This window comes from Runella zeae DSM 19591 (assembly GCF_000423565.1).
GTDB lineage: Bacteria > Bacteroidota > Bacteroidia > Cytophagales > Spirosomataceae > Runella > Runella zeae.
The window spans coordinates 83880-103969 of sequence record NZ_AUIF01000042.1; the positions used below are offsets into that span (position 1 = coordinate 83880).

Annotated in this window: 17 protein-coding genes; 7 read left to right on the forward strand and 10 right to left on the reverse strand. The window is 42.8% G+C overall.

The window, feature by feature from the left end; translation table 11 throughout:
• Nucleotides 1–60 precede the first annotated feature (60 nt).
• The 3 genes from G563_RS0112985 to G563_RS0112995 are packed head-to-tail and all read left to right on the forward strand — an operon-like array spanning nucleotide 61 to nucleotide 2700.
• The gene (locus G563_RS0112985; protein ID WP_028665694.1) at nucleotides 61–1053 is read left to right on the forward strand and encodes a T9SS type B sorting domain-containing protein; all 993 of its coding nucleotides are present in this window, start codon (nucleotides 61–63) and stop codon (nucleotides 1051–1053) included.
• 16 nt (nucleotides 1054–1069) lie between these two features.
• The gene (locus G563_RS0112990; RefSeq protein WP_028665695.1) at nucleotides 1070–1861 is read left to right on the forward strand and encodes a glycosyltransferase; all 792 of its coding nucleotides are present in this window, start codon (nucleotides 1070–1072) and stop codon (nucleotides 1859–1861) included.
• 53 nt (nucleotides 1862–1914) lie between these two features.
• Nucleotides 1915–2700 (forward strand): glycosyltransferase, encoded by a 786-nt coding sequence (locus tag G563_RS0112995; protein WP_028665696.1) that lies wholly within the window; start codon nucleotides 1915–1917, stop codon nucleotides 2698–2700.
• 9 nt (nucleotides 2701–2709) lie between these two features.
• On the opposite strand, the gene G563_RS0113000 is transcribed toward G563_RS0112995, so the two are convergent.
• From G563_RS0113000 to G563_RS0113035, 8 genes are all read right to left on the reverse strand, one after another.
• The gene (locus G563_RS0113000) at nucleotides 2710–3831 is read right to left on the reverse strand and encodes an ABC transporter permease (protein ID WP_028665697.1); all 1122 of its coding nucleotides are present in this window, start codon (nucleotides 3829–3831) and stop codon (nucleotides 2710–2712) included.
• Between the two features lie 33 nt (nucleotides 3832–3864).
• A complete protein-coding gene (locus tag G563_RS0113005; protein ID WP_028665698.1) occupies nucleotides 3865–4971 on the reverse strand; it encodes an ABC transporter permease in 1107 nt (368 codons plus the stop codon).
• Nucleotides 4972–4983: 12 nt separating this feature from the next.
• On the reverse strand, nucleotides 4984–5727 hold the full coding sequence (locus tag G563_RS0113010; protein WP_028665699.1) for an ABC transporter ATP-binding protein: 744 nt from the start codon (nucleotides 5725–5727) through the stop codon (nucleotides 4984–4986).
• 6 nt (nucleotides 5728–5733) lie between these two features.
• The gene (locus G563_RS0113015) at nucleotides 5734–6654 is read right to left on the reverse strand and encodes an ABC transporter ATP-binding protein (RefSeq protein WP_028665700.1); all 921 of its coding nucleotides are present in this window, start codon (nucleotides 6652–6654) and stop codon (nucleotides 5734–5736) included.
• 151 nt (nucleotides 6655–6805) lie between these two features.
• Nucleotides 6806–7777 (reverse strand): HlyD family secretion protein, encoded by a 972-nt coding sequence (locus G563_RS0113020; RefSeq protein WP_028665701.1) that lies wholly within the window; start codon nucleotides 7775–7777, stop codon nucleotides 6806–6808.
• A 156-nt stretch (nucleotides 7778–7933) separates the two neighbouring features.
• Nucleotides 7934–9199 carry a TolC family protein gene (locus tag G563_RS0113025; RefSeq protein ID WP_028665702.1) on the reverse strand — a complete coding sequence of 422 codons (1266 nt, stop codon included), beginning with the start codon at nucleotides 9197–9199 and terminating at the stop codon, nucleotides 7934–7936.
• Nucleotides 9200–9301: 102 nt separating this feature from the next.
• Nucleotides 9302–9904: a TetR/AcrR family transcriptional regulator gene (locus G563_RS0113030; protein ID WP_037326756.1), complete on the reverse strand. Its 603-nt coding sequence runs from the start codon at nucleotides 9902–9904 to the stop codon at nucleotides 9302–9304.
• A gap of 156 nt (nucleotides 9905–10060) precedes the next feature.
• Nucleotides 10061–11257, reverse strand: a complete 1197-nt coding sequence (locus G563_RS0113035; RefSeq protein WP_028665704.1) for a glycosyltransferase family 2 protein — start codon at nucleotides 11255–11257, stop codon at nucleotides 10061–10063.
• A gap of 258 nt (nucleotides 11258–11515) precedes the next feature.
• On the opposite strand from G563_RS0113035, the gene G563_RS0113040 reads away from it, so the two are divergent.
• The gene (locus tag G563_RS0113040; RefSeq protein WP_084650844.1) at nucleotides 11516–15727 is read left to right on the forward strand and encodes a carbohydrate-binding protein; all 4212 of its coding nucleotides are present in this window, start codon (nucleotides 11516–11518) and stop codon (nucleotides 15725–15727) included.
• A gap of 210 nt (nucleotides 15728–15937) precedes the next feature.
• Nucleotides 15938–16375, forward strand: coding sequence for a GNAT family N-acetyltransferase (locus tag G563_RS0113045; protein ID WP_028665706.1), 438 nt, complete (start codon nucleotides 15938–15940; stop codon nucleotides 16373–16375).
• Nucleotides 16376–16444: 69 nt separating this feature from the next.
• On the opposite strand, the gene glgP is transcribed toward G563_RS0113045, so the two are convergent.
• Entirely contained in the window at nucleotides 16445–18091 is a 1647-nt protein-coding gene (gene glgP / locus G563_RS0113050) for an alpha-glucan family phosphorylase (protein WP_028665707.1), read from the reverse strand.
• 367 nt (nucleotides 18092–18458) lie between these two features.
• On the opposite strand from glgP, the gene G563_RS0113060 reads away from it, so the two are divergent.
• Complete coding sequence (locus G563_RS0113060; RefSeq protein WP_028665708.1) at nucleotides 18459–18710, forward strand: GIY-YIG nuclease family protein; 252 nt, start codon at nucleotides 18459–18461, stop codon at nucleotides 18708–18710.
• 148 nt (nucleotides 18711–18858) lie between these two features.
• Nucleotides 18859–19278, forward strand: a complete 420-nt coding sequence (locus G563_RS38040; protein WP_157585296.1) for a hypothetical protein — start codon at nucleotides 18859–18861, stop codon at nucleotides 19276–19278.
• Between the two features lie 617 nt (nucleotides 19279–19895).
• Here G563_RS38040 and G563_RS38640 read toward each other — a convergent pair.
• Nucleotides 19896–20090 (reverse strand): hypothetical protein (locus G563_RS38640; RefSeq protein ID WP_028665709.1); only part of this gene is annotated, 195 nt, incomplete at its 5' end.

The following is a 20090-nucleotide window of genomic DNA, read 5'->3' on the forward strand; positions in this document are numbered from 1 at the left end:
AGACGGCCCAAGTCAGGAGCTTGGAATGTTTTGGTAAATAGCTTCTAAAGAGTATAACTCATGCTTGTCGATTTGTATAAGTATTTACAAACTACGCTAATACGTGCCAAAATCTGTTTGGTATTGTTGGGCATGTTTGTTTTTGCCCAGCTGGTTTCGGCACAGCCTTGTACCAATTACGTTTTTCTTCAAGATTTTGGAAGAGGGCCCGTTGCGCCTTTGCCCGCTAGTCAGATACCCTACAGGTACGTAACAGACGGCTGCCCCAATGACGGGCAGTATACCCTCGCCGATTCGGTAAGTGGCTTGTGCTACACATCGAGCTGGCACGGGCTGCCTCAAGACCATACCCTAGGTGATGTGAGAGGAAACATGCTGGTGGTCAATGCGCCTTATCCGAGCGAATTTTTTAGGCAGACGGTTCCTAATTTGTGTAGCCAAGCTACCTACGAGTTTTCTTTTTGGATGGTAAATCTCAACATCGAATTTCCACCCGGTACTTGTGGTTTTTTGATTCCAAATGACCCTAATTTTACGATTGTGATTGAAACCCTCGACGGGCAGTTTTTGGATAGTCTCAACACAGGTACTATCACTCGCACCGATAGTCCGCTTTGGCGGGAGTTTTCGTTGAAGTTTTCGATACCGGCGCAGGTGGAAGACACCACAAGCGTCGTAATCAAATTGCTGGACAAGAATTTTGGAGGATGTGGCAACGATTTTGTGATTGACGATTTCGGAGTAAAGCAGTGTACAGATTGTAAGTATACGGGTATTTATATCCCAGATGTATTTACCCCCAACGGCGACGGCATCAACGATGAGCTAGATGTGTATTATGGAAATCTGGTGGCGTTTGAGTTTTTGATTTACAATCGTTGGGGCAATTTGGTTTTTTATACCACTGACCCCACCAAAAAATGGGACGGTATGTATCTCAACAAACTATGCCCCGAAGGAGTATATGCTTGGCGGCTCAACTATGAAGCTGCTACGGCCACTTCTGAACCCAAAAAATTTGTGAAAAGTGGTCAAGTTATGCTTTTGTATTAAATGAAAATTTGCTAAAATGGATACAGGTTTACATCATTTTGCGGAAGTTACTTTATTGATTACCCATTACAATCGAAGTGCTTCGCTTGCTCGTTTGCTGCGGGCTTTTCGAGAACTCAACTGTAGTTTTGGGGGGATTGTGGTTTCGGACGATGCCTCTAAACCGGAGCATTTGAAGGAAATAAAATCATTGGCCACTCAATATCATTTTGAACTTATCTCTACGCCTCAAAACAAAGGTCTAGGAAACAACATCAACAAAGGGCAAGCGGCAGTAAAGACGCCTTACACGCTTTATGTCCAAGAAGATTTTGTGCCAAAAGCAGCTTTTGTTCCTCATTTTAAAGATGCTTTGGCATTTATGCAAGACGATGTTTCGTGGGATATTGTCAGGTTTTATGCTTATTTCCCTTATCCTTATCTTCGACCTTTTGCAAAGGGTTTTTCCAAAATGATTTTTAAACCTCAACTCTGGTATACCAATCACCTCAAGTTTTATTTTTATAGTGACCATCCTCATTTGAGACGTAGTTCTTTTTTAGAAAAATTTGGCCCCTATGCCGAAGGCATCAAATCTGATAAAACCGAGTTTTTGATGTGTTTATCGTTTCTAAAAAAGAACGGAAAAGGGCTGTTTTTTGACGATTTTACGACTTTGTTTGACCAAAAAAATACCAACGACGAACCCAGCACTATCAATCGGAGTGATTGGCGAGAAAGCCAAAACCCGCTGTTTTTGTTATTGAGATGGGGATATTTAAAACTTAGATTAGTCAAAAATACCTTTGAATTGGCATTTTTTAAGTAACACCGTTGGAGGATAGACATTAGTTTGAAGACACTTAACAATATTTGATAGCAATGAGCCAAGTCAAATCATACTTTCCTGACATCAGTCTGCTAGTGACGCATTACAACCGGAGTAGCTCCTTGGAGCGATTGCTCCGCACTATGCAAGAGCGGGGGATTTCGTTTGGGGCTATTGTGGTGTCAGATGATGCCAGCAAACCAGAACAGTTAGCTATTTTGGAGAAATTGAAAGAAGTGTATGATTTTGAGCTGATTACGACTCCCAAAAACAAAGGCTTGGCCAATAATATAAACAAGGGACAAGCGGCCATCAAGACCCCTTATACCTTATATGTTCAAGAAGACTTTGTGCCCACGCCGAAGTTGGCGGCCTCCCTACAAGACGGCCTCGACTTTATGAATGCTGATGCGTCGTTGGATATAGTGCGTTTTTATGCCTATTATCCTTATCCTTATTTAGCACCTTTTGCAAAAGGATTTTCGCGGATGTTGTACAAACCTTGGTATACTCGTTACGATAAAATATACTATTACAGCGACCACCCTCATTTACGAAGGAGTAGTTTTTTAGAAAAATTTGGCAAATACATAGAGGGTATCAAATCTGACAAAGCCGAATATTTGATGTGTGTGTCGTTTATTCAGCACGGTGGCAAGGGATTGTTTTATGATGATTATAAAGGGCTGTTTGACCAACTCAACTCCAGTGATGAACCCAGCACTGTGCAGCGCGATAACTGGCGACAGCAGAGTAAAAATCCTCTTATATCTATTTTACGGACGGTGTATCGGCAAGTGAAGTACAACTATGACTTGCTTTTTACAAGACCCCGATAAGACAAATTTTTAGGCGCTTCGTTTGCGATAATTGAAAACCGCCAAGGCATTAAACCCAATCGCAAAAGCGATCATAGCTATAAAATCGGGCCAGAGGTCGGTCAGGGTACTTCCTTTGATGTAGATAGCTCTGATTACTTTTATAAAATAAGCGGGAGGATTGATACGAGTGAGCCACTGTGCCCATTCAGGCATGCTTTCAATAGGGGTGTATAGCCCGCCCAACAGGATAAAAACCATCATGAAAAAAAATGAGAAAAGGGTGGCTTGCTGCTGTGTATCGACAAAAGTGCTGATAAGCAGCCCGATTCCTAATATTCCCAACAAATAAACTGCTGCAAAAGCATACAGCGTAAGGTAAGAACCCAAAGGCAGAATCCTGAAAATCACAAAAGCGACAATTACTCCCATGGTGATAGAGACCATTCCTAGCACCCAAAAAGGAATCAGCTTGCCAAGGATAAATTCGTGCTTTTTGATAGGAGTCACGTTGATTTGTTCTATGGTACCTACTTCTTTTTCTGCAACGATGTTGAGTGCCGTCAAAAAAGCCCCCACCATGGTCACCAAAATAGCCAAAATGCCGGGTACCATAAACAAGTGATAATCAAAGTGCTGATTGAACCAGTTGGCGGAGGTGATGTCGATTTGGGGGAGTTCGTTGAACTTAGGAAGCACCATCCATTCTTCTCTGATTTCGCGGTTCAAATCCCCAATCATCTGAGAGGCATAGGCTGTGCCCAAACCAGCCCGTACGCCATTGACAGCATCGGCAGCCAAATGAAGTTTGGCTTTGTTGTCTTTGATAAGATCTCGCTCAAAATGCGCTGGAATCGTTAGAATAATATCCGTCTTTCCATCTCCGACGGTTTGTAGGGCTTGCGGATAAGATTGCGTGTACTCTACCAACTGAAAATAACCAGAAGAGGTCATTTTTTGAACCAACTTACGTGAGTAGGGCGAATGGTCTTGATCTACCACGCTGATTGAAATGTGTTTGATTTCGTAATCTGCGGCCAGAGGAATCACAATCAACTGAATGATGGGCATCATCAATATCATCCGTAAGATGGTAGGGTTACGGAATATTTGCCTAAATTCTTTTTGCAGTAAAAAAGTAAGATTTCTCATAATGCTTGTAGTTAAACTTTCAAACTTGGAAAGTTAGGCCAATCTAATTTTAAACTTCCTAATAGCAATGGTCAGATAAACGACTGTCATTGCCACCAAAATGAGGGTTTGTTTTATGACATACGAAAACCCTAAACCTTTGACCATAATCGCCCTCACAATGCTGTAGTACCATTTGGTAGGGATAAAATTGCTGATGATTTGGAGCGGTAAAGGCATATTTTCGATAGGAAACATAAAGCCGCTAAATACCAAAGCTGGCATCAAAAAACCTACCAACGACAAAAACATGGCCGTTTGTTGGGAGTCTACCAAAGCCGACACCAACAACCCTAATGATAAGGTGGTGAGGATAAAAAGGAGACTTTCGGCCAACAATAAAAACAAGCTACCCCGAATGGGCATATCGAGCAGAAATACCGCTAAAATCAGGATAATGATGACATCAATAAAACATAATACCAAATAGGGGACAGCCTTGCTCAATACCACTAGCAGAGGTCGCATGGGCGATACGAGCAAAATCTCCATCGTGCCGGTTTCTTTTTCTTTGACAATTGAGACCGAAGTCATCATCGCACCTAGTAGCATCAGGATGAGGGTCATCACACCGGGAACAAAATTGTACGAGCTTTTGAGTTGGGGATTGTACAACATCCGCGTTTCGGTTTCGATGCTGTAGGGTAGCTTTTTGTTTTCGGTAAGTTCGTTTTGATAATCCCTGAAAATGCTACTGGCATAATTAATCACAATGTTGGAGGTATTGGGATCGGAGGCATCCCCGATAAGTCGCACTTGTACATAATTGCTGTGCAACAAATCGGCGCGGAAATGGGCAGGAAAAATGACCACTAGACGAGCCTCCCCTTTTCTAAATACCCGCTCTATGTCGGCTTCTGACTGTAGGTGTTTCTTGACGCTGAAGTACTGACTTTGGTCTAGTCGCTCGATGAGCAAACGGGTAGTTTCGTCTTTGGAATAATCCAGTATCGCTACATTGGAGTTTTTGACCTCGCTTGAGAGCGCAAACCCAAACAAAATCATCATTGCCACGGGTAAGCCTAACAAAATCACCAAACTACGGGTATCGCGCAGTACGTGCCAAAATTCTTTTCGGATAAAAGATAAAAAGGTTTTCATGTTGATTGTAGATTAAGCATCACTGCGTTTTGCCCCACGTGCCAATTGTAAAAATACCTCATCCATGTTAGCGGCCTTAAATTGATGTTTAAGCCCTGCCGGGGTATCTAAGGCGGCAATGGCACCATCGACCATGATCGATACACGGTCACAATATTCGGCTTCGTCCATGTAATGGGTAGTTACAAAAACCGTGATACCATCATGAGCTGCTTCATAAATCATATCCCAAAACTGACGCCGGGTGATAGGGTCAACCCCTCCCGTAGGCTCGTCCAAAAACACGATTTTGGGGCGATGAAGAATAGCCACCGAAAACGATATTTTTTGTTTCCAGCCTAGTGGCAAAGAACCGACTAGCTTGTCGGCTTCGTCGTGCAGTCCAAGCCGCTCAATGAGGACTTCGGTTTTGTTTTTGAGTTCTTGTCGAGATAAGCCGTAGATACCTCCAAAAAACTGGATATTTTCGCGTACGGTGAGGTTTTCGTAGAGCGAAAACTTTTGGCTCATGTATCCAATGTGCTTTTTGATTTCTTCGTTTTGGCGATAAACATCAAAACCTGCGACCCGTGCTTCGCCGGAGGTAGGTGTAAGCAACCCGCACAAAATGCGCATGGCGGTAGTTTTACCGGCACCATTTGCGCCCAAAAAACCAAATATTTCGCCTCGTTTTACCTCAAAACTAATGGCATTGACCGCCACAAAATCGCCGAATTTGCGCGTGAGTTGGTTGGTATATATGACCGAATCTGCCATAAGGTATTATTGATTTTCTAACATAAGTTTGATGAAAATATCCTCAATATTCGGCGTAATCTTCCTGATTTTAAGACCTGTATGTCCAAGGTTGCTGAGGTATTGATGCAGAAACTGCTCCCCGTCCAAAAGCGATTGGAGTGTGACATGCTGCTCCTCTCCAAATGCAAACGTACTTTCTATCTCGGGCGTAAGTCGCAGGTCTTTCATGAGCTGGTAGGCATTGTCGGCATCCACGGCGTAGAGGTTTTGTGGGTGGCGAGCAATGATTTTTTCTAAAGAATCTAATTCCAAGATTTTTCCTTTCTGAAGGAGGGCGATACGGTCGCAGCGGCTGGCTTCGTCCATGTAAGGAGTAGATACGATGATGGTGATACCACGGGCTTTGAGGCGGTCGAGCATATCCCAAAACTCCTTGCGAGATACTGGGTCTACACCCGTGGTGGGTTCGTCCAAAAACAATACCTTAGGCTCATGGATAAGAGCACAGCATAAGGCTAGTTTTTGTTTCATACCGCCCGAAAGTTTTCCCGCCAAGCGTTTTTTAAAAGGCTCGATTTGAACATAAATCTCTTCTATCAGATGGAAGTTTTTCTGGACGGTAGTGTTAAAAACCGTTGCGAAAAAATTCAGATTTTCTTCAATGCTTAAATCTTGGTACAACGAAAACTTACCAGGCATATAGCCCACTATGCGGCGAATTTGCCATAGGTCTTTTACCACATCCAAACCTGCGACTTCGGCGTGGCCGCTGTCGGGGAGGAGCAAAGTGGTAAGTATCCTGAAAAGAGAGGTTTTGCCGGCGCCGTCTGGGCCTATAAGCCCAAACAGCTCGCCAGATTTTACCTCAAAACTTACCTCTTCAAGGGCAATCACGGTGCCTTTGTCGTAGGTTTTTTTGATATTTTCTACACGGACAGTGGACATATGTTCAATGAAAGAATTTGAAAATAGATAATTTGGAAATGAGAAAATCTAAGGTTCTGTTTTGATTATCAGGTGTTTGTGAATTTCTCTCAGGTTGTCGAATCACATGAGGGGTGACCTAAAACAATTCTCTGATAAGCAGCCTATTTTCTCAAAGCTTCACTTCGCCGTACATTCCTATCTTGAGGTATCCATCATTTTTGACTTTGATTTTGGTAGCGTAAACCAAGTTAGAGCGTTCGTCTTTGGTTTGAATGGTTTTGGGAGTAAACTCCGCCTTACTTGCTATCCAAGTGACAGTACCGCTGATTTCTTTGTAGCTGTCTTTCCCATTGTCTACAAAGACTTTTACGGGTTGGTTGAGCTTGATACTGCTAAGTTGGTCGCCTGTGATGTATGCCCGCAAAATAAGCGTAGACAGGTTGGCGATTTTATAAAGAGGCTTGCCCGTAGCGGTCATTTCGTCGGCGGTGGCATATTTGACGAGCACAGTACCATCGAGAGGGTTGGTGATATTGCAGCGTTGAAGTTGGTCATCGACCTGTGCTACGCGTTCTTCCAAAGGTTTTTTCTCGCTCAGTACGCCACGGTTTTGGATGGATACCTGTTGTTGTTGTGATTTGATTTGCTGTTGAAGTACCGCTACTTGACTTTCGGTCGTTTCGATTTGTTTTTTCAATACCTCTATTTGTCCTTCAATATCGTCCAGTTGTTTGGAAGGTACGGCTTCGGCTTTTACGAGGTTTTGAAGGCGTTTGTGCTCACGATCGAGTATTCTCATTTGTTCGCGTTGAGTGGCGATTTGGCGTTGTTGGGTATTGAGTTGTTCGCGCAAAATCTGAGTTTGCGGACTGGCGTCATTCGTTTTTTGGGAGAGAGCATCTATGCTGGCTTCGATTTGGGCTTTTTGCAAAGACAGGTTTTTGCAGTCCACACTTCCTATAACCTGTCCGGCTTTCAATTCGGAACCTTCTTCTACTTCCAAACGCAAAATCCGTCCTATCGACTCCGACGAAATTACTACCTCATCGGCTTCAAAAACACCACTGGCATCAAAGTCTTGCTCGCTTCCTTGGCAAGCGGCTAAGGCGAGTAGTAAAAGGAAAAAATATCCACTTTTCATTTCTTTAAAATCTTTATGTAATGAGTATAAGTAAATGAGTAAATTTTGAAAATATGCCAATTGGCTATTGTTAGTCAGGTAGTTGGATTCAATGCTTGGTCGAAATTTGTTTTACTATGAGGTAAAAAAAATAAAGGAAAAAGATTTTATTAAGTATCAATGACCCAGTAGCAATTTGAGGTTGTTTTGTGCTTGGAGGAGTTGTGTCTCGTGCAAAATCAGATTTTGCCGTGCCATATCTTCATTATCAACTTCGGTCAGGTAGTCACTAGCTGTAATGATGCCATTATCAAGTTGAGATTCTGAAGCTTTACGTATAGTACCGCGCAATTCAATTAATTTTTGATCGCTCGCGACCAGCGCTTCCAAACGGCTGATTTCCTGACGTTGATTGGCTACTTTTACTTGGGTTCCTAGCAAAAAACTTTCACGTTGTTTGTCGATACGCTGCTGATTGACGCGCAATTGTTGGGTTTCGATGCCTTGGGTATTGGTGTACCAGTGCGTAAGGGGAATTTGTAACTGAATACCGCCGATGAAGTAAGTTTGGAAATTGGTTGCCAAAAAATTTAGTCCCGGTCTACCATAACCTGCCGTCGCAAAAGCCGATAATTTAGGAAGGTTCTTGGCTCGGATGAGACGTTCGTTTTGGGTCAAAACTTGCTTTTGGGTTTCAAAAAGCTGCAATTCAGGCCGGGTCACGTCAAGGCTATTGGTGGTTTGTGATTCGGTAGCAAAAGTGGTTTTAGTATCCACTGTTTGACCCGTCAATAGCGATAGTCCTTCCAATGCCGCTGCTTGCCGTTTTTGGGTTTCTAAAAGTTGCTGCTCTACTTCCAATAGCCGTGCTTCTAGTGCTAATACATTGGCTCGAATCGCGATGCCATTTTGTACCGAAGCTTTGGTTTTTTCGAGTTTGGCAAGCAGCTCTTTTTGCAAAATCTCAAAATTCCTTAGCTGTCGTTGCGAAAAGAGTGCACCAAAAAACAATCCGCTTACTTGCTCGCGGATTTGGAACAAATCCACCGTTACTTTTTGCTGTTCTACTTGCTGATTGGCAAGGGCTATCGTTTTTTGTTTTTGGGTCAAGCCTCCATCCCATATGGATTGGGTCACATCGAGGGTGAGTTTGTACTGGTCTTTGGGAGGGGGAGTAATCTCAAAATTAGGAAGTTTGATAGGCACGCTTGTCACCTCCGACTGCCAAGTAGCTTGACCATTGAGGCGAGATTGAGGCATATAGCCACGATTCAGCAATTTTATTTGTAAATCGGTCGCTTCTTGGATAAGCCGCCTTTGACCAGCTTGAGGATTGTGTTGTTCTGCTTGCCGGTAGCATTCTTCTAGGCTAAGCGTAGTTTGTGCCCAGCTTACTGTCGACATCGCCAACCACAGTCCTAAACATATAATACTACTTTTCATAACCTTTTGGTTTAATCATTTGGTTAAATTTGTTGTAAAAAAATAGGTTCTTTTATTTCTCTTCTCGACTTTAACCAAAGTAAAGTCGAGAAGAGATTGGTGTCAGGGAGTTAAGATGAGTTTGACATATGCCTTAAGTTCGTTGATACGTGCTTCCATTACCATATCAAAATTATGATCTTCAATCTTAAGCATACTCACAAAAATAGGTCTTGCTAAAAAAGGAAATATGCACATTCCCATGACAGTCATAATAAACTGAGCAGGGTCGAGGGTGCGTACTTTGCCCTCCTTCAAATCGGCATAATAGCGTGGGATGATCTTGTGGGCAATCCCAATAGGAATTTTTTTAATAAAATCTGCTTTGTCTTTGTTATTAACTGTGTTTAAGACAAATAGCGGTAAAAAAGGGTTTTTACGCAGGAAATTGATGTATGCTTCGATAAAGAAGGTTACTTTATCAATAAACGGCCCTTCTTGATCGAAGGCGGCGTCTACTTGGGGAAAAAAACGTTGTATTTTATAATCGAATACCTTTTCAAATAATTTGTCTTTAGAGCGAAAATAGTAGTGTAAAAGAGCTTTGTTGATACCTGCAACATCCGCAATATCTTGCATACGGGAGCCGTCGTACCCATCTCGCAAAAACACCTCCATCGCCGCTTTTAAGATTTTTTCTTCTGTTGAGAGTTCCTCGTTTTGCATTATTAATCTGATGGTTTAATCATCTGGTTAAACTTGATACAAATGTGAAGCGTCAATTTTATTTTTCCAAATAATTTTTTCAAAAACTTAAAAAAACGTAGTCCTAGCGGTAAAATGAGGCATTAAAGGGCCTGAATTCTCAAAGATTGTAGATTGTTATTTGGCATGAGTGTCTACTTCGCCGTGAGGAGTAGGCAAAAAACTCTTGCTAGCTTTGTTGAGGTTGAGCAGCGAACGTACCATCCTAAAAATGAGTTGAAACAACGTCACAAAGTCTTTGGCCGAGACTTTTGTGAGAAGATAATCCGGGATTGATAGTACTAAACTCAACACAAGCCCCGAAAGTAAAATCCCGAAAAAGGTAAGCGTAGGTAACGAAAGGAACACCAACCCTGCCAAAAAGCCTATCCCAAGAATAGCCAACAAGAGTGTACGGGGAACAATGAGGGATTTAACTAAAGCATTGAACGCGTGTACATTTCCTTTAAACAATTCGACAATTCCGGTTTTGAAGTAAAATTTGATAAAGTGGATTTGGGCAGCAATCCACCGGGAGCGCTGACGCTCAAATACCGCCAGATTTTGTACTTTTTCGTCAAGGATATAGGCATCCTTTAAGTACGCAATTTTATATCCGTCTAGCAATAGGTTCATTTCTAGTTCTTTATCGTAGCCGCCGATGGTTTGGAGACTGTTCATGCCTTTTATCATGGCTTTGGGTTCGAAGGCCATTCCCGAGCCAATCAACGACGCCGACATGCCAATGGCACGCTGCCCTTTTCGAAACAAATGATTGTTGACCTCCTCATTCATGGCGTCAAACACCGCTACGCTGGTATTGGTATTTTTGGCAATACGATGCCCTTGTACCACTTGCCAGCCTTGGTCAAAAGCCAAATTGATGCGTCTCAGAAAATCAGGCTTCATGTGGTTGTCGGCATCCGATATTGCTACTATATCGTATTGATTATGAGGGAGTTGATTTAGGGCGAAGGTGATAGATTTTTGAACGGTCGATTGCTCAAAAAATACTTCTATCACATGAATTGGTAATGCTTTGAGGGTTTGGAGGGTAGTGGGCAAAAATGAATCTGCAATCACGTACAAATCAAACAACTCACGGGGATAGTCTACTTGTAAGTTGGCTTCTACGGAGTCGATGATTACTTTATCTTCTTTATATGCAGGAATCAAAACGGCAATTCGGCGCAATTTTTGCGGGTTTTGGGTCAAGGGTACATCATCTCCACCGCCCCAACGCCCTGCTATTGCGCAGAGCAAAAGGTAAGCCACGTTGAGTCCTAAATAGATGCTGATAGGCATAATAAAAAGATACCATATGATGGAGAGCATTTTCTGTGTTTTTTAGATGAAAAAAAGGGTTAAATGATAAAAGTACAATTTGTAAAGGAAGAGATAATAATTAGATAATGTTTTAAGAAAAATCAAATAACAGCTAAAAATATCAATATTATATATCCTGCACAGTACAATTGCATTCCTAAAAGGTTTATTTGCCAAATAAAGCGGTATGTCATTATCTTCATTTACAATAACCAATATATTAAGGCCATGAATGTATTCTATTATCCATATCTTATGTAAAACTCTATGAAAAAACTACTATTTTTTATCTTTTTGTGCTTCTATTTAACCACAACCTATTCACAAAATTATCAAAATATACCTAGCAAAATTGAAGCCGAAAGTTATAGCGCAATGTCGGGTATTCAAACCGAAAATACAAGTGATGACGGTGGAGGGTTGAATGTGGGATGGATAGGCGACGGCGATTGGCTTGATTATAATCTCAATGTACCTGCTACGGGGGTTTATACTTTTCGTTTTAGGGTTTCAAAAGGTTATGGCAATGGTACGATTGAACTCAAATCCGCCTCTGGGGATGTATTGCGTACCATAGCAGTACCTACCACTGGAGGGTGGCAAGCTTGGACTACGGTCACTACCACGGTGCCATTATCGGCTGGAGAACAGACGCTGAGGGTATTTGCCAAATACGGCGATTGGAATTTTAACTGGTTTGAAGTGGCTTCTTCAAGGCCCCTTAGTGGGAAATTTGAAGCAGAAAGCTACGATGATATGTACGAAATCCAAACCGAGAGTACATCAGACGTAGGAGGTGGCTTAAACGTGGGTCGCATTGATGAGGGCGATTGGCTCGACTACAATGTAAATGTAGCCACGGCAGGTAGTTATACTTTCAAGTTCAGGATTGCCAATAGCTATGGCAACGGTAAGCTAGAGATTCGAAATGCGGCGGGTACGGCTTTGGCTACTATAGATGTACCCCAAACGGGTGGTTGGCAAAGCTGGACTACTCTCACTACTACCGCTACTTTAGCGGCTGGCAGTCAAGTATTGCGAATTTATGCCCTCAATGGTGATTGGAATTTTAACTGGTTTGAAGTAAATACCGCCGAAACTCCAAGCAATGTGCCTTCTCTCATCGGAAAAATGGAAGCAGAAGACTATGATGCGATGTTTGGGGTACAAACTGAAAACACAAGCGACGAGGGCGGTGGGCTTAATGTAGGCTGGTTTGAAAGCAATGATTGGCTCGAATACCGCGTCAATGCCCCTTATACGGGAGCTTATACCTTCAAACTTCGCGTGGCCAATAGCTACGGCAATGGCATTGTACAACTTCGAGATGCCGCTGGGAGCGTTTTGGCTTCTCTCAATATTCCTCAAACAGGGGGTTGGCAAGGCTGGACTACCATCAGTACCACCGCGATGCTGAGCGCTGGTGAGCAAAATATTCGCTTTCACATTGTAAACGGGGATTGGAATTTCAATTGGTTTGAGGTAACTGGCTCAAAACCCATGCTAGGGCGTATCGAAGCCGAAAACTTCGATGCGATGTATGGTGTGCAGACCGAAACTACGGGCGACGTAGACGGTAACCTAAACGTAGGGTGGATTGATACCAACGATTGGATGGATTATAACCTCAATGTGCCTGCCACAGGAAGTTATACTTTTCAGTTTAGGGTGTCCAATAGTTTTGGAAATGGTAAAATTGAAATCAGAAATCGCGCGGGAACGGCTTTAGCTTCTTTAGACGTACCCCAAACGGGCGGCTGGCACAATTGGACTACCATTACCACTGCTGCTACTTTGCCCGCAGGAAGTCAAGTATTGCGGATTTATGCCGTCAGTGGGGATTGGAATTTTAACTGGTTTGAGGCTAGTCAAGGTAGCGGACCCGTTCAGTCGGTCATTACGTTTGCGGCATTGCCCGCCAAAACTTTGGGCGAGGAGCCGTTTGACTTGGTAGCCACTAGCAACAATGCCCAAACACCCATTACTTTTTCGTCTTCCAATCCTTCTGTGGTCTCGGTCTCTAATGCTACTGGAAGCTGGAAAGCTACTATTTTGGCCACTGGTAGCGTGGATATAACGGCTTCGCAAGCGGGCAATAGCAACTTTACAACGGCCAACAATGTCGTCAGGAATTTAGTGATACAAACACCCACCAATCCTAATGCCGTAAAAATTCCGATTAATCCTAAGCGTTGGTATCAGCTCAATAATGTGAGTAATGGACTTGATGGCTTGTTTGATAACAATACCTCGGCGACGGTTCAAACGGGCTGGGGCAAGGTACTCGAAAACTTTGATGCTTATTACCCTCTTTTAGAAGGCGAACAAATGACGATTGAGCGTATTAAGTTTTTTGACGGGGAAGGAAGCATGCCCGACAAGCCGCTCACGATTTCTATCATCACGAGCGATTGGCAACGAATCCCCATCGCTACATTTACTGGACAAGAATACAACGGTTGGGTAGGACCTTACCCCGACCGCTCCACCACGGGAGAGGCCAGATTCAATCTGGATGCACCTATCTCAAATGCTCGTTATTTGGTCATCAATACTTGGTGGGGATACCCCAATGAAATTGAGTTTTATGGTAGTTATACGCCTCCTACTACCAACCCAGGGCCGATTCCTCCCAAAACCGTCAAACTCAAAGACATGATTGGGGTCAATGCATTTGAATGGGATTTTGAAGATGCCCAAACTTCATGGCTTATCAACGAAACCAAGATGCAGGCCATGAAAAGTTTTAAGGGTATACGCCATTATATAGATTGGGAAAAACTCGAATCGAGCGAAGGTGGATATACTTACAATCCTACCCACAGCGGAAGCTGGAACTACGATACCATTTATGTAAGATGTAAAGTCGAAGGAATAGAGGTATTGGCGTGTATTAAAACATTGCCTAATTGGCTCCTCGAAACTTATCCTTCTTCTGAGCGCGACCACGAAAATGTCCCAGTCAGGTACGGAAGTGATTTTTCGAGTCCGCTTTCATACATTGAGCAAGCCAAAGTGGCTTTTCAGTACGCCGCTCGTTATGGAAGCAATCCAAACGTTAATCCTGCCCTTGTGAGCGTCAATCCTAACCAACGTTGGTTTGGGGATGGTATCAATGTGGTCAAAATCGGGATGAATCTTATCAAATACATGGAATGTGACAATGAGCGCGATAAGTGGTGGAAAGGGAGAAAAGGCTATCAAACGGCTCGTGAATATGCCGCCAACTTGTCGGCATTCTACGACGGACATAAAAATACCATGGGAGCCGGCGTAGGTGTCAAAAATGCCGACCCTAACATGAAAGTGGTGATCGGGGGATTGGCGTCGGCTTACATCGGGGCTGATTATATCAAAGGAATGATAGATTGGTGTAAACAATACCGTGGTTATAAACCCGACGGAAGCGTAGATTTGTGCTGGGACGTGATTAATTATCACCTTTATCCCGACAATGCCAACTCCTCCCAAAGCGGCACGGCTTCAAGGGGAGTAGCACCCGAAATTTCGGCAGCTGTGAGCGTGGCTGATGATTTCTTAAAAACATCACATGAGTCTTCTTATGATATGCCGGTATGGGTGTCAGAAACAGGTTATGATGTCAATCAAGGAAGTCCTATCAAAGCCATTCCAATTGGTAGCAAATCGGCGCTTGATACCCAAGCCGACTGGATTTTGAGAACAGCACTGTTGTATGCCCGCAAAGGCATTGAAAAAGTATATTTTTATCAGACCTATGATTTCGACATCAACAATCCTACCCAATTTGGTTCATCAGGCTTGTTGAACACCAATCAGACCCGCAAGCCTGCCGCAGATTTTCTGTACCAGACTCATCAATTGTTTGGAGAATATACCTACAAACAAACCCTCCAAAACGACCCTATCGTAGACAGGTATGAATGGAATGGTAAATCGGCCTATGTACTCGTAGTGCCTGATGAAGTGGGGCGTACCGCCGTTGATACGCTTGATTTGGGAACGGCTTCGTGGGCCAAAATCTACACGCCAATGGCAGGTAGCAATGTGATGAGTGAGCAAACTGTTAATACCGTAAACGGAAAATTGATTGTGACTGCCACCGAAACGCCCATTTTTGTGGTTGCGTCTGACCAAATCGTTTCGTCGTCAGATTCTGCTCTCACTCACAGCGTTGCTCGTTCAGGAATCGAGCCTACATTGAGTGAGCATCTTCCTTTGGTGGCGGAGCGGCAGGCTTTGCATGTGTTGGTAAAAGTATACCCCAATCCCTCGGTCGATTACCTTACTATTGCTTTTGAAAATGACAATACTGAACCGCTGGAAGTGAAGTTTTTCAATGCGAGTTTAGGAACGCTTCACAAAGAAATGACTATTCAGAAAGTGGATACTAAACTATCTGAGCAAATAGACGTGAAATCGCTGCCAGTGGGTACGTACGTGATTGAAATCAAACAGGGGAACGAACGCGCTTTTCGCAAAATCGTTAAGACTCCTTAGTGTTTAAAAATAGCGTGACATCCCTGACTTTTATCAGAAAGGTCAGGGATGTTTTGTTATAAGTCGTTCCAAATGCCAATAAAATTGATTATATTCATTTTCAAATGAGCACATTCGCCTAAAAGTGAGCTTCAATCTTTGTTTCTCTTCTTTGTTTTGCCGTTTTTTGTCCAGTTATTATTTCTTGCACTAACCTAACCCTACCATCGGATGAATTTTTTGATAAGAAAAGCCACCCCAGAAGACTTTCCCGCGATTTTTAAGCTCATCAAAGATTTTTCGGTTTTTCAAAAAACACCCGACAAATTGACCATTACGCTCCCGCAAATGCTCGAAAACAAAGATTTTTTTCAGTGTTTAGTGGTTGAAAATGAAGGCGAAGTCATCGGATTTGCTTCTTTCTTCTGGGCCTATTATTCGTGGTCGGGCAAGGCACTGTATTTGGATGATTTGTATGTAGAGCAGACCTACCGAGGGCATCAAATAGGCACTCGACTCATGGAAAAACTCATCGATCTAGCCAATGCTGAAAAGTGTCATAAAATACGCTGGCAAGTGTCGCACTGGAATAGCGAAGCCATCGAATTTTACAAAAAAATGGGCGCTCAAATCGACCGAACCGACATCAATTGTGATTTGTATTTGTAAATATAAAAAGCAGCTAATCGTTAAGGATTCCCCCCAACGATTAACTGCTAAAGATGAATGTTTTTTACCCTATTTATAGACTTCAGTATAATATTCCGCCGCCATGCGGTCAGAGTTGAAAAAGTCTCCCACGTCGTTCATACTTTGCAAAACAACTTTGTTCCAATCTTCGCGGCGTTGATAGTACATCGGAAGGATGTCGTGTTCGAGTACATCTAGCATGTTAGAAATATCTTCGGCGTCGCGATTGTCTTCGGAAGCTACGGGCACAATAAAAGCGTTTTCGCCGTGTTTGGCAAATTCGCATATCCAGCCGTCGTAGGTAGAAAAATTGAGACTAGCGTTCATCGCGGCGGTCATACCGCTGGTACCTGAGGCTTCGCGGGTTACAACAGGCGTATTGAGCCAAACATCCGAACCTTGTTTGAGCTGTTTTGACAATGCCAACTCATAGCCTGTAAGCACCGCCATATTGGGATACAAATGACTCAGATAAAAAAGCTGATTGAAAGTATAAATCGCTCCTTCGTCTTTAGGATAAGGTTTTCCCGCCCAAATAAACTGAATCGGCATTTCGGGATTACGCATGATGCGGTCAAAACGCTCGCGGTCGCGGGTGAGAAGGTCGGGGCGCTTGTAGGCTGCAAAACGCCTTGCCCACACAATAGTGAGGACGTTAGGGTCAAATATTTTACCCACTTGGTCGGCCACGGTCAAAAACAACTGACTTTTGAGGGCTTTTTTGCGATTGTCGATAGCCGTAAGGTCACCTTTGACGCGGGCTTGCTCTAGCTCAGGGTCGGTCCACGAAGCCTTGTGTTGGGAATTGGTAACGTGCGTAATGGGACATATACCACTTGCCCAACTCCACATGTGTCGGGATACTTCTCCGTGGAGTTTGGAGACCGCATTGGCTTGGTGACTAAGCCGCAATGCCACCAATGAATGATTGAAAGTTGAGTCTTGGATACCCGTGATTTTATGAACTGTAGGAAGAGGTACTTCCCCAAAAAAGCTCAAATCATTCAAAAATTGAATGTCATGCTTTTCATTTCCAGCTTCTTCGGGGGTATGGGTCGTAAATACCAAGCGTTTTCTAACGGATTCGAGTTTACCAAATTTTTTGTATAAATGAAAAACCGCCGACACCGCATGAGCTTCGTTGAGGTGATATATGTCGGGTTGGTAGTCGATAGCGTCCAAAAATTTGGCTCCGCCTAGCCCCAACACCATGCACTGCATGACCTTGATAGCGGGGTCGGCATCATAAAGATGATACGAAATACGCCGCGCCCAAGGGTCGTTGCCGTCGGTATCGGTGGTTAGGAAAAACATCGGCACCGTTCCAAAATACTTAGGATCAAGATAATAGGCCGCTACCCAAACGGGCTGTTGGGCGATAGTGATTTGAAAGCGAATACCCGTGTCTTTCAAGAAGTTGTACATTTTCTCGCGAAACTGCGGTACCATGCTATTGTCGGTATTGCGGACTTGGTCATAGTAGCCGTGTTTCCAAAGCATCCCGATTCCGACCAAATTTTGGCGTAAATCATGGGCGCTTTTCATGTGCGAGCCTGCCAAAAATCCCAAACCACCCGAGTAGGTTTTGAGGGCTTGGTCAACGGCAAATTCCATTGAAAAATAAACGACGGATTTTTTGTAGCGAGCGTCAAACGCGTAAGGGTGGGCATACGCCACGGGGAGTTTTTTTGCCATATGAATCTTAAATCATAGGTGGATGAGGCTACTAAGCTAAAGAAATTTTGAGGGAATCAGGCCATCAGCTCCGTAAAAATCGGCGGGGTAGGGGGCTTCCCTCAAGGCCAATCATAACGTCAAAATCCTTGCTAGCGTATTTGAATGGGTAATAAGAATTTTGTGGGCAAAAGATAAATTGTTGATATTCAGTATAATCAAAGAAATTGCCAGAAAATCTATTCATGAGTTTTGGCCGAACATTTTGTGTTTTCATTCGCATTTTATACTTTTGCACCCACAAAATGCCAAAGCGGTATTTTCGGGCTCATAGCTCAGTCGTTTATCCCGAAGCAATTTCGGGATGACTCATCAAAATGTATAACAAATGTATTTTGTTTATATTCTTTATTCTGAGATAATAAATAAATATTATATTGGTTGTACAGAAGATTTAGACAGGAGACTTGATGAACATAACAGAGGGCTTTCAAGTTTTACTAGCAAAGGAACTCCATGGAAGAGAGTTTATTGGGAAGAGTTTAAAACATTAGGAGAAGCTAGAAGACGAGAAATTGAAGTGAAAAAGAAAAAAAGTAGAAAGTATATTGAGTATTTAATAAAGAGTTCGGGCTCATAGCTCAGTCGTTTATCCCGAAGCAATTTCGGGATGACTCATCAAAATGAAGTAAAAAAGTAGAAAGTATATTGAGTATTTAATAAAGAGTTCGGGCCCATAGCTCAGTCGGTTAGAGCATCTGACTCATCAATTAAAGTTCTTTGAATTTATGAACCGCATTTGTGTTGTTTGTCAAACTGAAATATTTGGCCAAAAGCAAAAATACTGTAGCAATACATGTAAGCAAAAAAGCCATTATTACAGAGTTAAACATCAAACAAATACGTATTATTCTCAAACAATTCGCTCAATTTCGCGCAAAGTTAAATTAGTTGAAATGTTTGGAAGTAAATGTTCAAAGTGCGGTTACAATGCTAATCTAGCTGCATTACATTTTCACCATATTGATTCGACAACAAAGCATTTTAAATTAGATGCTCGTATTCTCTCGAATAAAAAGTGGGAAAGTATTGTAAAGGAAGCTAGTAAATGTTTGCTTTTATGTTCTAATTGTCATGCAGAAGAGCATAATCCAGAACTAAGCATTGTAAATGTTCAAAGAATTTTAAATGGTGCCACTTTTGCGTAAGCAAAAGATGTGAAAGGGGTTAATTCAGGGAAGCCTTAACGGATAGCGCCGATGGTAATCCTGAGCCAAGCCAAGTGAAAGGTTTAAGAGTAACTTGGAAGGTGCAGAGACTAAGAAGTGAGGAGACCAACCAATAAGCTTCTAACAACGCCCCTCACCCTAATTCCGAAAGCCTTCGGAAAGGGTGGTGAGATAGTCCTACTACTTCGGGAAATCGAAGGAAAGTGAATCAGGTGGTCGCAGGTTCGAGCCCTGCTGGGCCCACATTTAAACGTCTAACTAATTGATTTTCAATAAGTTAGACGTTTTTTTTGAGCTACACTTCTCTAAAACTGTATGCCTATTTTTTTAAGTCTTTTATTTATCCTGTTGATTTGTAGCATTTTAGCTGTCGAGAGTATTTGAAAGGTCGTCAGTGTTGGCTGCTGTGTTATATTTTCAATGTTAAATTTATAATTATCAGCCCCACTATAGGGGCGCAAACCAAATTGTCGCTTAAGCGGCGTGTTTGAGGCCCATTTTTAGGGCGATTACATTGCGTAAGCTATCTCTTTTCTGACTTTTAAAAACGGTACGCATATTGAGTACCGCGCTTAGTCCTTTAGTCCAACGTTGTCCTACGAGCTTGCACCTTTGCTGCACCACTGTGCTAATGGCCGATTCAATAGCCCCACTCCCAATACAGCCCGATATTCATGGTATTTCATTCGGTATCGATTATGTTGGTAGTACTTCATAAGGCTATCTGCCTGCTGCTTGAGATGCTGACTTTTGCAGGTATTTTTTTTATCAGTTATGGCTTCAATGACCCA

Bases quoted from the DNA above. Each gene is read 5' to 3' on its own strand.
- G563_RS0113020 (WP_028665701.1), bottom strand. From the start codon at position 7,777: ATGAAAAGTGGATATTTTTTCCTTTTACTACTCGCCTTAGCCGCTTGC.
- G563_RS0112985 (WP_028665694.1), top strand. From the start codon at position 61: ATGCTTGTCGATTTGTATAAGTATTTACAAACTACGCTAATACGTGCC.
- G563_RS0113015 (WP_028665700.1), bottom strand. From the start codon at position 6,654: ATGTCCACTGTCCGTGTAGAAAATATCAAAAAAACCTACGACAAAGGC.
- G563_RS0113035 (WP_028665704.1), bottom strand. From the start codon at position 11,257: ATGCTCTCCATCATATGGTATCTTTTTATTATGCCTATCAGCATCTAT.
- G563_RS0113060 (WP_028665708.1), top strand. From the start codon at position 18,459: ATGTATTTTGTTTATATTCTTTATTCTGAGATAATAAATAAATATTAT.
- glgP (WP_028665707.1), bottom strand. From the start codon at position 18,091: ATGGCAAAAAAACTCCCCGTGGCGTATGCCCACCCTTACGCGTTTGAC.
- G563_RS0113025 (WP_028665702.1), bottom strand. From the start codon at position 9,199: ATGAAAAGTAGTATTATATGTTTAGGACTGTGGTTGGCGATGTCGACA.
- G563_RS0113005 (WP_028665698.1), bottom strand. From the start codon at position 4,971: ATGAAAACCTTTTTATCTTTTATCCGAAAAGAATTTTGGCACGTACTG.
- G563_RS0113010 (WP_028665699.1), bottom strand. From the start codon at position 5,727: ATGGCAGATTCGGTCATATATACCAACCAACTCACGCGCAAATTCGGC.
- G563_RS0112995 (WP_028665696.1), top strand. From the start codon at position 1,915: ATGAGCCAAGTCAAATCATACTTTCCTGACATCAGTCTGCTAGTGACG.
- G563_RS0113030 (WP_037326756.1), bottom strand. From the start codon at position 9,904: ATGCAAAACGAGGAACTCTCAACAGAAGAAAAAATCTTAAAAGCGGCG.
- G563_RS0113045 (WP_028665706.1), top strand. From the start codon at position 15,938: ATGAATTTTTTGATAAGAAAAGCCACCCCAGAAGACTTTCCCGCGATT.
- G563_RS38040 (WP_157585296.1), top strand. From the start codon at position 18,859: ATGAACCGCATTTGTGTTGTTTGTCAAACTGAAATATTTGGCCAAAAG.
- G563_RS0112990 (WP_028665695.1), top strand. From the start codon at position 1,070: ATGGATACAGGTTTACATCATTTTGCGGAAGTTACTTTATTGATTACC.
- G563_RS0113000 (WP_028665697.1), bottom strand. From the start codon at position 3,831: ATGAGAAATCTTACTTTTTTACTGCAAAAAGAATTTAGGCAAATATTC.
- G563_RS0113040 (WP_084650844.1), top strand. From the start codon at position 11,516: ATGAAAAAACTACTATTTTTTATCTTTTTGTGCTTCTATTTAACCACA.